This is a genomic window from Streptomyces achromogenes subsp. achromogenes, from assembly GCF_000720835.1.
GTDB lineage: Bacteria > Actinomycetota > Actinomycetes > Streptomycetales > Streptomycetaceae > Streptomyces > Streptomyces achromogenes.
In genome coordinates this window covers 19,495-32,029 of sequence record NZ_JODT01000026.1, presented here as the reverse complement: position 1 = coordinate 32,029, position 12,535 = coordinate 19,495, and the positions used below count along the sequence as shown (strand labels likewise).

General features: G+C 72.7%; 9 protein-coding genes and 1 tRNA gene. 6 read left to right on the top strand and 4 right to left on the bottom strand.

The window, feature by feature from the left end; translation table 11 throughout:
- Positions 1-11 precede the first annotated feature (11 nt).
- A complete protein-coding gene (cydD, locus tag IH25_RS0125410; protein ID WP_030615020.1) occupies positions 12-3,593 on the top strand; it encodes a thiol reductant ABC exporter subunit CydD in 3,582 nt (1,193 codons plus the stop codon).
- A gap of 160 nt (positions 3,594-3,753) precedes the next feature.
- On the opposite strand, the gene IH25_RS0125405 is transcribed toward cydD, so the two are convergent.
- The 4 genes from IH25_RS0125405 to IH25_RS0125390 form a co-directional block, all read right to left on the bottom strand.
- On the bottom strand, positions 3,754-4,623 hold the full coding sequence (locus IH25_RS0125405; RefSeq protein ID WP_030615017.1) for an HAD-IIB family hydrolase: 870 nt from the start codon (positions 4,621-4,623) through the stop codon (positions 3,754-3,756).
- Positions 4,624-4,709: 86 nt separating this feature from the next.
- Entirely contained in the window at positions 4,710-5,612 is a 903-nt protein-coding gene (locus tag IH25_RS0125400) for an LLM class flavin-dependent oxidoreductase (protein ID WP_030615014.1), read from the bottom strand.
- A 209-nt stretch (positions 5,613-5,821) separates the two neighbouring features.
- Positions 5,822-7,576 carry an SDR family oxidoreductase gene (locus IH25_RS0125395; protein ID WP_030615011.1) on the bottom strand — a complete coding sequence of 585 codons (1,755 nt, stop codon included), beginning with the start codon at positions 7,574-7,576 and terminating at the stop codon, positions 5,822-5,824.
- On the bottom strand, positions 7,573-8,415 hold the full coding sequence (locus IH25_RS0125390; protein ID WP_030615008.1) for a M24 family metallopeptidase: 843 nt from the start codon (positions 8,413-8,415) through the stop codon (positions 7,573-7,575). Before IH25_RS0125390 ends, IH25_RS0125395 begins: the two co-directional genes overlap by 4 nt.
- 239 nt (positions 8,416-8,654) lie before the next feature.
- On the opposite strand from IH25_RS0125390, the gene IH25_RS0125385 reads away from it, so the two are divergent.
- The 5 genes from IH25_RS0125385 to IH25_RS0125365 all read left to right on the top strand — a co-directional run bounded on the left by IH25_RS0125385 (position 8,655) and on the right by IH25_RS0125365 (position 12,532).
- The gene (locus IH25_RS0125385) at positions 8,655-9,620 is read left to right on the top strand and encodes an ABC transporter ATP-binding protein (RefSeq protein ID WP_030615005.1); all 966 of its coding nucleotides are present in this window, start codon (positions 8,655-8,657) and stop codon (positions 9,618-9,620) included.
- On the top strand, positions 9,610-10,518 hold the full coding sequence (locus IH25_RS0125380) for an ABC transporter permease subunit (RefSeq protein WP_030615002.1): 909 nt from the start codon (positions 9,610-9,612) through the stop codon (positions 10,516-10,518). The genes IH25_RS0125385 and IH25_RS0125380 overlap by 11 nt, the downstream gene beginning before the upstream one ends.
- A complete protein-coding gene (locus tag IH25_RS0125375) occupies positions 10,515-11,426 on the top strand; it encodes an ABC transporter ATP-binding protein (protein ID WP_030614999.1) in 912 nt (303 codons plus the stop codon). Before IH25_RS0125380 ends, IH25_RS0125375 begins: the two co-directional genes overlap by 4 nt.
- Positions 11,427-11,436: 10 nt before the next feature.
- A complete protein-coding gene (locus tag IH25_RS0125370; RefSeq protein WP_030614996.1) occupies positions 11,437-12,156 on the top strand; it encodes an ABC transporter permease in 720 nt (239 codons plus the stop codon).
- Between the two features lie 289 nt (positions 12,157-12,445).
- A tRNA-Ser gene (locus tag IH25_RS0125365) sits at positions 12,446-12,532 on the top strand.
- The last annotated feature ends 3 nt before the right edge of the window (positions 12,533-12,535 follow it).

Genomic DNA, 12,535 nt, shown 5'->3' with positions numbered 1-12,535 from the left:
GCATGTTTCACGTGAAACCGATCGACCCCCGCCTTCTGCGGTACGCCCGCGCGACCCGTCTCTTCCTCGTGGCCGTCGTCGGCCTGGGGGCCGTGGGAGCCGGGTTGGTCATCGCGCAGGCGATGCTCGTCGCCGAGATCGTCGTCGGCGCGTTCCAGCACGGTGAATCGGCCACCGGCCTGCGCACTCCCCTGCTGCTGTTGACGGCCGTCGCCGTGGGGCGGTCGTTGGTCGCGTGGCTCACCGAACTCGCGGCCCACCGGGCCGGCGCGGCGGTGAAGTCGGAGCTGCGCGGGCGGCTGCTGGACCGGGCCGCGGCGCTCGGTCCGGGATGGCTGAGCGGGCAGCGGACCGGCTCGCTGGTCACCCTGGCCACGCGCGGGGTCGACGCCCTGGACGACTACTTCTCGCGCTATCTCCCGCAGTTGGGGCTGGCCGTGGTCGTCCCGGTGGCGGTGCTGGCGCGGATCGTCACGGAGGACTGGGTGTCCGCGGCGATCATCGTCGGCACTCTGCCGCTGATTCCGCTGTTCATGATGCTGATCGGCTGGGCGACCCAGTCCCGGATGGACCGTCAGTGGCGGCTGCTGTCCCGGCTGTCCGGCCACTTCCTGGACGTGGTCGCGGGCCTGCCGACGCTGAAGGTGTTCGGCCGGGCCAAGGCACAGGCCGAGTCCATCCGGCGGATCACCGGGGAGTACCGGCAGGCCACGCTGCGCACCCTGCGGATCGCCTTCCTCTCCTCCTTCGCGCTGGAACTGCTGGCCACGCTGTCCGTCGCGCTGGTCGCTGTGACGATCGGGATGCGGCTCGTCCATGGGGACATGGACCTGTACATCGGGCTGGTGATCCTGGTGCTGGCGCCCGAGGCGTATCTGCCGCTGCGGCAGGTGGGGGCGCAGTACCACGCGGCGGCGGAGGGTCTGGCCGCCGCGGAGGAGATCTTCTCGGTGCTGGAGACACCGGTCCCGGCGTCGGGTACGGGCGCGGTGCCCGCGGGCGCCCTGGCCTTCGAGGATGTCGGCGTCCGCTATCCCGGGCGCTCGTCGGACGCGGTGACCGGTGTGTCGTTCCGTGTGGAGCCTGGTGAGACCGTGGCCCTGGTCGGGCCGAGCGGGGCGGGCAAGTCGACGCTGCTGAGCGTGCTGCTGGGATTCGTACGGCCCACCGGGGGGCGGGTGCGGGTCGGGGGCGCCGATCTCGCCGGCCTGGACCTGGCGGAGTGGCGGTCGCGGATCGCATGGGTGCCGCAGCGGCCGCACCTGTACGCCGGGACCATCGCGGAGAACGTGCGGCTGGCCCGGCCGGGGGCCGATGACGGTGCCGTGCGGCGGGCGCTGCGGAACGCGGGCGCGTGGGAGTTCGTGGCGGCGCTGCCGGACGGGGTCGACACCGTGCTCGGGGAGGACGGGGCCGGGTTGTCGGCGGGGCAGCGGCAGCGGCTCGCGCTGGCCCGGGCGTTTCTCGCGGACCGGCCCGTGCTGCTGCTGGACGAACCGACGGCCGCGCTGGACGGGGCGACCGAGGCGGATGTCGTGGCGGCGGTGCGGAGGCTGGCCGCCGGGCGGACCGTGCTTCTGGTCGTGCACCGGCCCGCGCTGCTGGAGGTGGCCGACAGAGTCGTACGGCTGGGCGGTGCGGAGGTCGCGAAGCCCCCGGTCGACGGCCGTACTCCCCCGGAGGACGAACCGAAGGGCATGCTGCCCGGTGGGCCGGAGAGTGGGCCGGACGGGGGGCGGCTCGGTGGGGACGCCGCGCCGGCCAGGGCTCGCGCGGCCCGGAGGGATGGCGCGCCGGCCGGGGCTTCGGGGGCCGGGCCGGACGGCGGTGCCGGTCCGCGGGGGCGGAGTGTGCTGGCACGGGTTCGTGCGCTGGGCGGCGGGGCGCGGGGGCGGCTGGCCGGAGCCCTGGTGCTGGGAAGTCTGGCGCTGGGAAGTGCCGTCGGACTGATGGCGACCTCCGGCTGGCTCATCTCACGGGCCTCGCAGCAGCCGCCGGTGCTGTATCTGATGGTGGCCGTCACCGCGACCCGTGCCTTCGGCATCGGGCGGGCCGTGTTCCGCTATGCCGAGCGGCTGGTCTCACACGACGCCGTGCTGCGGATGCTGGCCGACACCCGGGTGGCGGTGTACCGGCGCCTGGAGCGCCTCGCTCCCGCGGGGCTGCGCGGCACCCGGCGCGGCGATCTGCTCACCCGGCTGGTCGCGGATGTCGACGCCTTCCAGGACTACTGGCTGCGCTGGCTGCTGCCCGCCGGTGTCGCCGCCGCCGTCTCCGCCGCCTCCGTCGGCTTCACGGCCTGGCTGCTGCCGGAGGCCGGCGCCGTCCTCGCGGCGGGCTTGCTGGCGGCAGGTGTCGGTGTTCCCCTGCTGACCGCGGCCGTCGCCCGGCGGACCGAGCGGCGGCTGGCCCCCGCCCGTGGCGTCCTCGCCACCCGGGTGACCGAGCTGCTCACCGGCACCGCGGAACTGACCGTCGCCGGCGCGCTGCCGGCCCGTACGGACGCGGCCCGGCGAGCGGACCGCACTCTCACCGGGATCGCCGCCCGCGCCGCCGCCGTCACCGGGCTCGGGGACGGGCTCACCGCGCTGATCTCCGGGCTGACCGTCACGGCCACCGCGGTCTGCGGCGCCCAGGCGGTGGCGGCCGGACGGCTGGGCGGCGTGGCGATGGCCGTGGTCGTACTGACCCCGCTGGCCGCCTTCGAGGCCGTCCTGGGGCTGCCGCTCGCCGTGCGGCACCGGCAGCGGGTGCGGCGCAGCGCGGAACGGGTGTACGAGATCCTGGACGCCGCCGAGCCCGTACGCGAACCGGAGCAGCCCCGGCCGGCGCCCGTCACGCCGTTCCCGGTGGTCCTCAAGGGCGTGGCCGCGCGGTACGAGGGACAGCGGCGGGAGGCGCTCGCCGAGCTGGACCTGACTTTGGAGCGGGGGCGCCGGATCGCGGTGGTGGGGGCCTCCGGTTCCGGTAAGACGACCCTCGCGCAGGTGCTGCTGCGGTTCCTGGATCCGCGGGCGGGCTCGTACACGCTCGCCGGAGTGGACGCGTGCGCGGTGGCGGGGGACGACGTACGGCGGCTCGTCGGGCTGTGCGCGCAGGACGCGCACCTCTTCGACAGCTCGGTGCGCGAGAACCTGCTGCTGGCCAGGAAGGACGCCACCGAGACGGAGCTGCGTGGGGCGCTGGCCCGAGCCCGGCTGCTGGACTGGGTCCAGTCGCTGCCCGACGGTCTGGACACGCTCGTCGGCGAGCACGGGGCCCGGCTGTCCGGTGGGCAGCGGCAGCGGCTGGCGCTGGCCCGGGCGCTGCTGGCCGGCTTCCCGGTGCTGGTCCTGGACGAGCCCGCGGAGCATCTGGACCTGGCGACGGCGGACGCGCTGACCGCCGATCTGCTGGCCGCGACCGAGGGCCGTACCACGCTGCTGATCACCCACCGGTTGGCGGGGCTCGACGCGGTGGACGAGGTGATCGTGCTCGACGCGGGCCGGGTGGTACAGCGCGGGCCGTACCGGCGGCTGCTGGCCGAGGACGGTCCGCTGCGCGAGATGGCCGTCCGGGAGTCCGAAGCGGAGGCGCCCGCGGGAGCGCGCTGAGACGAGCCGCCACGGATCGCGCCGGTGCCGGCGGGAGCGCGTTGGGACGAGCCGCCACGGATCGCGCCGGTCCCGGCGGGAGCGCCGAAGCGTGCCGTCATGGGCGCGGGCGCCCCGCGTGCCGGGCGTCATGGCAGCGGTGCGGGCGGTGTGCCACTGGCTACCCGCGGCCGGCGAGAAGCTGTTCGATCACCACCGCCACGCCGTCGTCGTTGTTGGCGACGGTACGGCCCGACGCGGCGGCGATGGCGTCCGGGTGGGCGTTGCCCATCGCGTACGACTGACCGGCCCAGGTCAGCATCTCCACGTCGTTGGGCATGTCCCCGAAGGCCACGACCTCCTCGTGCGAGATGCCGCGCTCGGCGCAGCACAGGGCGAGGGTGCTGGCCTTGGACACGCCGGGCCCGCTCAGTTCCAGCAGGGCGCTGGGGCTGGAGCGGGTGACGTTGGCGTGCCCGTCGACCGCCAGGCGGGCCAGGGTGAGGAAGGCGTCGGGGTCGAGGGAGGGATGGTAGGCGAGGATCTTGAGGACGGGCTGGTCGGCGGTCGGGCCGTCGGGGGCGAGCAGCTCCTCGGCGGGCAGCACCGCGTCCGGTATCTCCATGTGCAGCTTGGGATAGTCCGGTTCCTGGTGGAAGCCGTAGGTCTGCTCGACCGCGAACACCGTGCCGGGGGCCGCCTCGCGTAGCAGCCGTACGGAGGCCAGGGCGTTCTCCCGGGCCAGCTCGCGGACCTTCACGAACCGGTGGGCGCCGGGGCCGCCGTGCAGGTCGACCACGGCGGCGCCGTTGCCGCAGATCGCCAGGCCGTGGCCGTGGACGTGGTCACTGACCACGTCCATCCAGCGGGCCGGCCGGCCGGTGACGAAGAAGACCTCGATCCCGGCCTCCTCGGCGGCGGCCAGCGCGGCGACGGTCCGCGCGGAGACCGACTTGTCGTCGCGCAGCAGTGTGCCGTCGAGGTCGGTGGCGATCAGCCGCGCCGGCAGGGCGGCGGCAGGGGTCCCGGGCTGTCTGGTCGCTGAGGTCACCCGGCCATTCTCGCCCAGGCGTCCGCACGGCCGTGCGGGACTGCGCACGGATGAGACACAGACGACGTCCCGTCGCGGGGCCACGGTCAGTCCAGCTGGGCGAGCGCCTCCATGGCGATCCGCTCGAAGACCTTCTCCTCCGCCGCGAAGACGGAGTCCGGGACGGGCCAGTGGATCACGATCTCGGTGAAGCCCAGCTCGCGGTGACGGCCGGCGAAGTCCACGAAGGCGTCCAGGGACGACAGCGGCCGGCCGCGGTCCGGGGTGAAGCCGGTGAGCAGGACCTTGTCCAGTCCGGCCACGTCCCGCCCGGCGGCCTCGCACGCCTCGGCCAGCCTGCCGATCTGCCCGCGCAGGGCCTCGACGGACTGCTCCGGCGTTCCCGTCTCGTACAGCTTCGGGTCGCCGGTGGTCACCCACGCCTGGCCGTACCGCGTGGCGAGCCGCAGACCACGCGGGCCGGTGGCCGCCACGGCGAACGGCAGCCGGGGCCGCTGCACACAGCCCGGGATGTTCCGGGCCTCGTGGGCCGAGTAGAAGCGCCCTTCGGAGGTCACCGCGTCCTCGGTGAGCAGCCGGTCGAGGAGGGGGACGAACTCGGCGAACCGGTCCGCGCGCTCACGCGGGGTCCAGGGCTCCTGGCCGAGGGCGGTCGCGTCGAAACCGGTGCCGCCCGCGCCGATGCCCAGGGTGACCCGGCCGCCGGAGATGTCGTCCAGGGAGATCAGCTCCTTGGCGAGGGTCACCGGGTGGCGGAAGTTGGGCGAGGTGACCAGCGTGCCCAGGCGCAGCCGGTCGGTGACCGCGGCGGCGGCCGTCAGGGTCGGGACGGCACCGAACCAGGGGCCGTCACGGAAGCTGCGCCAGGACAGGTGGTCGTAGGTGTACGCGGTGTGGAAGCCGAGCTGTTCGGCGCGCACCCACGCCGAACGGCCGCCTTCGTGCCAGCGGCGGTACGGAAGGATCACGGTGCTCAGACGCAGACTCATGGGTCCGAGCGTAAGCGGGCCGCCGACGGCGAACTAAACGGTCACCGCGAGCGTGCGCGTCAGGGGCCCGGGGGAGGGAGACGCAGATCACGCGGGATTTCCCGGTTGGAGGTTTGATCCACAACGAAGTGGGGTTATCCACAGGCGAATGGACGAAACTGTGGACAACCAGAGGGGGCGGTACGCCCTCGAGCGCCCGCCCCCACCCCTCACAGCCTCGGTTCCACCCGCGCGATCCTCCGCAGCAGCCCCGGCGCGAACCGGGACAGCAGATGGGCGCCCTTGGCCTCCGGGGTCACCGGAGCCACCGGTTTGTTCCGGGCGACCGCGTCCAGGATCGCGTCGGCCACCTTCTCCGGCGGATAGTTCCGCATGCCGTACAGGCGGGCGGACCGCTGCCTGCGACGGCGCTGTTCGGCCTCGTCGACACCGGTGAAGCGGGCCGTGGCGGTGATGTTGGTGTTGACGATGCCCGGGCAGACCGCCGTGACGCCGATCCCCTGCGGAGCCAGCTCCGCGCGCAGGCACTCGGAGAGCATCAGGACCGCCGCCTTGGAGGTGCTGTAGGCCGGCAGCAGCCGCGAGGGCTGGTAGGCGGCCGCCGAGGCGGTGTTGACGATGTGGCCGCCCTGGCCGCGCTCGGCCATGCGGGCCCCGAAGAGCCGGCAGCCGTGGATGACGCCCCACAGGTTCACGTCCAGCACCGCGCGCCAGTCGTCGGCCGTCGTGGTGAAGAAGGAGCCCGACAGGCCGATGCCCGCGTTGTTGACCAGCACGTCCAGCACGCCGTAGGCGCGGTGGACCTTCTCCGCGAGCTTCTCCATGGCCTGCTCGTCGGAGACGTCGGCCGGCTCCGCCCATGCCTCGGGGGCACCGACCAGCCGGCACAGCTCGGCGGTGCGGGCCGCGGACTCGGCGTCGCGGTCGACGGCGATCACCCGCGCGCCGGCCTCCGCGAACGCGAACGCCGTGGCCCGTCCGATGCCGCTGCCCGCACCGGTGATCAGCACCAGCTGCCCGGCGAACCGTTCGGCGTGCCGCCCGGTGGGCCGCGGGGCGGGCCGGCCGCCTTCCACGGACACGACGAACTCCTCGATCCACGCCGACAGCTGATCGGGGCGGGTGCGCGGCACCCAGTGCCCGGCGGGCAGCGTGCGGCGGGTCAGCCGGGGCACCCACCGGTCCAGGTCGTCGTACAGCCGCTCCGAGAGGAACACGTCCCCTTGAGGGGTGATGAGCTGCACGGGCGCGTGGGCGTAGGCGTCCGGGCGGGGCCTGCGCAGCCGGGCGCGGACGTTGTCCCGGTAGAGCCAGGCGCCGTGCGCCGCGTCCGAAGGGAGGGAGGCGGTCGGATAGTCGCCGGCCGGGACCCGCTCGGCCCGCTCCAGGATCCCGGGCCAGCGCTTGCCGAGCGGGCCGCGCCAGGCCAGTTCGGGCAGGGCCGGGGTGTGCAGCAGATAGACGTACCAGGATTTGGCGCCCTGGCCGAGGAGCTGGCCCACCCGCCGGGGCGTCGGACGCTTCACGCGCGCGTCGATCCAGTGCCCGAAGTGGTCGAGGGACGGCCCCGAGATCGAGGTGAACGAGGCGATACGGCCCTCCGTGCGGCCGACGGTGACGAACTCCCAGGACTGCACCGAGCCCCAGTCGTGCCCGACGAGGTGCACCGGCCGGTCCGGGCTGACCGCGTCCACGACGGCCAGGAAGTCGTCGGTGAGCTTGGCGAGGGTGAAGCCGCCGCGCAGGGGCCGCGGCGCGGTGGAGCGGCCGTGGCCCCGGACGTCGTAGAGCACCACGTGGAAGCGGTCGGCCAGCCGTACGGCCACCTCCGACCAGACCTCCTTGCTGTCCGGATAGCCGTGCACCAGGACGACGGTCGGCTGTGCCGGGTCGCCCAGCTCGGCCACGCACAGCTCGACCCCGCCGGTACGCACCCGGCGCTCGCGCGCACCCTTCACGGTCACTTCTCCTCCGCCCAGCGCCGCACGTGCGGCAGGTCGTCGTCCAGCCAGAAGGCGCTCTCCTCGGTGTCCCGGGAGTCGGTGACCACCAGGATCTCCTCGAACTTCGCGCCCGTGCCCCGGAAACCGAGATGCGGTTCGACCGCCCACAGGCCCGGCCGTGGCGGGTGGTCCGAGAAGCGGTACGGCGACCACAGCGGCGACCAGCCCTCGCGGTGTCCGTGCAGCGCGTCGGAGGCCAGGCCCTTCAGGGACTGCGTGCCGAAGCCGAACAGATGGGGCGACCAGCGGCGCGGCCGTACCCGGTCCACCTTGTGGGCGATCACCCCGAAGGGGTAGGCGCGGTGCCGGTTGGCGTAACCCTGGCGGACCATCAGCCGGTCCACGTCCTGGTAGATCTCCCGCAGCGGGCGCCGCTCGCGCACCTCGCGAAGGATCAGCTCCCGGTGGGCCTCCAGGTCGGCCATCAGCCGGTCCTGCACCGGGTTCACGCCCAGCGAGCCGGAGTAGCCGACGTCGGCCGGGTAGCCCTCGTACACCGGCGCCAGGTCCAGGATGAACGGCATCCCCGGCTCCAGGGCGCGGTCGGTGGGGAAGAACTGGAGCGGGACGCGGAAGCCCGAGAAGGCGGTGCGGTCGCCGAACCAGGCGAAGGGGAGGTGGAACCAGTCCCGCACCCCGCGCTCGCGCAGCCACTCCCGCTGCATCCGCGCCGCCTCGCGCTCGGTCACACCCGGTTCGAGCCGGGCCGCGACCGCCTCCGCGCACTCGTAGGCCAGGCGCTGCACCCGTTTGAATCCCCGCAGGTCCACGGAGGGTTCGCTGCTCACTGCCGTCGTCATGCCGCCCCGTCCCGTCGAGCGCGCTACGCGTCCGTAACTTGACACAGGCGAATCTGGCACTTGTTAGAGGTGGCGTCAATAGGCGGGATCAAGGGCGGTGGACGACGGCCGTCCGCCGCGCCCGGGCCACCCCTGGGTGGGTGACCCTTAGGGTCCCGTAATACCTGGGGCGGACGAGGAAACGGCTCTGAGGTCTGACGACGAACGTGGTCCGGGTCACTACCGTCGAAGGCGTGACTGTGATCGCGACCGAAAGCCTGAGCAAGCGGTTCCCCCGGGTGACCGCGCTCGACCGGCTGTCCGTGGACATCGGGCCCGGTGTGACCGGACTCGTCGGGGCCAACGGCGCCGGCAAATCCACCCTGATCAAGATTCTGCTGGGGCTGTCCCCCGCCACGGAGGGCCGCGCCGAGGTGCTCGGCCTCGACGTCGCCGCCAAGGGCGCCGCCATCCGCGAGCGCGTCGGGTACATGCCGGAGCACGACTGCCTCCCGCCGGACGTCTCGGCCACCGAGTTCGTCGTCCACATGGCCCGCATGTCCGGCCTGCCGCCCGCCGCCGCGCGCGAGCGCACCGCCGACACCCTGCGCCACGTGGGGCTGTACGAGGAGCGCTACCGCCCCATCGGCGGCTATTCGACCGGCATGAAGCAGCGCGTGAAGCTCGCCCAGGCCCTGGTGCACGACCCGCAGCTGGTCTTCCTGGACGAGCCGACCAACGGACTCGATCCGGTCGGCCGGGACGAGATGCTCGGCCTGATCCGCCGCATCCACAGCGACTTCGGCATCTCGGTCCTGGTCACCTCACACCTGCTGGGCGAGCTGGAACGCACCTGTGACCACGTCGTCGTCATCGACGGCGGCAAGCTGCTGCGCTCCAGCTCCACCACCGACTTCACCCAGACCACGACCACCCTCGCCATCGAGGTCACCGACAGCGACGCACACCCCGACGGCACCCGTGCTCTCCGCGAGGCGCTGCACGCGCGCGGGGTCGACACCCGCGCGGAGGCCGGCGGACTGCCCGGCGCCGGGCACATCCTGCTGCTGACCGCCACCGGCGAGGAGACCTACGACCTGGTCCGGGACGTGGTCGCCGACCTCGGCCTCGGCCTGGTGCGCATGGAACAGCGCCGGCACCACATCTCCGAGGTCTTCACCACCAGCGACGAACAGCGGAAGGAGGCCGTCGGCCATGGCGGTTGAGCATCCCCTGGCAACGCCCACCGGCGACCAGAGCCGCATCCACGACATCGGCTACCGCGGCTACGACGGCCCCCGCCTCGGCCGCTCCTACGCCCGCCGCTCGCTGTACTCGCAGTCCCTGCGCGGCGCCTACGGCCTCGGCCGCTCGGTGAAGTCCAAGGTGTTGCCGATGCTGCTGTTCGCGGTGATGTGCGTGCCGGCCGCCATCATGGTGGCCGTCGCCGTCGTCACCAAGGCACACGAACTGCCGGTGTCCTACACCCGGTATGCGATCGTCACCCAGGCCGTGATCAGCCTGTACGTCGCCTCGCAGGCACCCCAGGCGGTCTCCCGCGACCTGCGCTTCAAGACCGTGCCGCTGTATTTCTCGCGGCCCATCGAGACCGCCGACTACGTCCGCGCCAAGTTCGCGGCGCTCGCCTCCGCGCTCTTCATCCTCACCGGCGCCCCGCTGCTGGTGATGTACGTGGGCGCGCTGCTGTCCAAGATGGACTTCGCCCATCAGACCAAGGAATTCGCCCAGGGACTGGTCTCCGTGGCCCTCCTCTCGTTGCTCTTCGCCGGTATCGGCCTGGTCATCGCCGCCTTCACCCCGCGCCGTGGCTTCGGCATCGCCGCCGTCATCGCCGTACTGACCATTTCCTACGGCGCGGTCTCCACCCTCCAGGCCATCGCCGACACCCAGGGCAGCGGCTCCGCCGTGCCGTGGATCGGGCTGTTCTCGCCGATCACGCTGATCGACGGCGTGCAGTCCGCGTTCCTCGGCGGCAGCTCCGCCTATCCGGGCGGCACCGGCCCCTCGGCCGGCCAGGGCGTGGTCCACGTCCTGTTCGTCCTCGGCCTGATCGCCGCCTGCTACGGCCTCCTCGTCCGCCGCTACCGCAAGGTGGGACTGTGACCACCCTGAAGATCGACCACGTCTCCCGCTGGTTCGGCAACGTGGTCGCCGTCAACGACATCACCATGACCATCGGCCCCGGCGTCACCGGACTGCTCGGCCCCAACGGCGCCGGCAAGTCCACCCTGATCAACATGATGGGCGGCTTCCTCGCCCCCTCCACCGGAACCGTCACCCTGGACGGACAACCGGTGTGGCGCAACGAGGCCATCTACCGGCACATCGGCATCGTCCCCGAGCGGGAGGCGATGTACGACTTCCTCACCGGCCGCGAGTTCGTCCTCGCCAACGCCGAGTTGCACGGTCTCGACGCCAAGGCCGCCCAGCGCGCCTTGGCCACCGTGGAGATGGAGTACGCGCAGGACCGGAAGATCGCCACGTACTCCAAGGGCATGCGGCAGCGCGTGAAGATGGCGAGCGCCCTGGTGCACGACCCGTCGCTGCTCCTGCTGGACGAGCCGTTCAACGGCATGGACCCCCGCCAGCGCATGCAGCTGATGGACCTGCTGCGCAGGATGGGCGACGAGGGCCGTACCGTGCTGTTCTCCTCGCACATCCTCGAAGAGGTCGAGCAGCTCGCCCGGCACATCGAGGTCGTCGTCGCCGGACGGCACGCGGCCAGCGGCGACTTCCGCCGGATCCGCCGCCTGATGACCGACCGTCCGCACCGCTATCTGGTGCGCTCCAGCGACGACCGCGCCCTCGCGGCCGCGCTGATCGCCGACCCCTCCACGGCCGGCATCGAGGTCGACCACACCGAGGGCGCCCTGCGCATTCAGGCCGTCGACTTCGGCCGCTTCACCGTCCTGCTGCCGAAGGTCGCCAGAGACCACGGCATCCGCCTCCTCACGGTCTCGCCGTCCGACGAGTCCCTGGAGTCCGTCTTCTCGTATCTGGTCGCGGCGTAGGAGGCCGAAGATGTACGACCCCACCGTGGCCCGGCTCACCTATCGGGCGCTGCTCGGCCGTCGCCGGGCCCTCATCCTCGGCGCGCTGCCGTTGCTGCTGATCGTGATTTCCCTGGCCGTGCGCGCCCTGACCGGGGCCGACGACCAGACCGCCTCCGACGTCCTCGGCGGCTTCGCCCTCGCCACGATGGTGCCGATCATCGGTGTCATCGCGGGCACGGGCGCGATCGGCCCGGAGATCGACGACGGCTCCGTGGTCTACCTGCTGTCCAAACCGCTGAAGCGGCCCACGATCATCTTCACCAAGCTCATCGTCGCCATCGCCGTGACCATGGTCTTCTCGGCCGTGCCGACGCTGATCGCGGGCCTGATCCTGAACGGCAACGGCCAGCAGGTCGCCGTCGCCTACACGGTTGCCGCGCTGGTCTCCTCCATCGCCTACTCGGCGCTGTTTCTGCTGCTGGGCACGGTCTCCCGGCACGCGGTGGTGTTCGGGCTCGTCTACGCCCTGGTCTGGGAGGCGCTGTTCGGATCCCTGGTGCCCGGCGCGCGCACCCTGAGCGTCCAGCAGTGGTCGCTGGCTGTCGCCCACAAGGTCGCCGACGCGCCGCTGGTGACCTCCGACGTGGGCCTGCCGACGGCCACCGTGCTGCTGGTGGCGGTCACCGTCCTGGCCACCTGGTTCGCCGGCCAGAAGCTGCGGTCCCTGACGCTCGCCGGAGAGGAGTGAGGAAGCCCGGGCCACCCGCTGTACGGCCGTTCTCCACGCCCTGTTTATTCGGTGGCGTCCGATTCGGCGGCGGGGCACAGTGGTCGTGCACCGTCCGCCGGGACCGTCCCGGCGTCACGAACCGGGAGTGGAGGTGGGCGATGTCCATGCACGGCAGTACGCCCGGCTCCCGTCAGGGCGGCCCGAGGCCGGCTCCGGAGTAGTCGCCACCTCTCCGTAGAGCCAGGGAACCGCCCGGGGCGGCCGCTTCGAGCACGCGAGCGCCACGCTCGCGTGAGGCCGCCCACCCGGAGGATTGGCCGAGTGGTAAGGCACCGGCTTGCTAAGCCGTGGTCGGGCTGGAAGGCCCGCGCACGTTCGATCCGTGCATCCTCCGCGA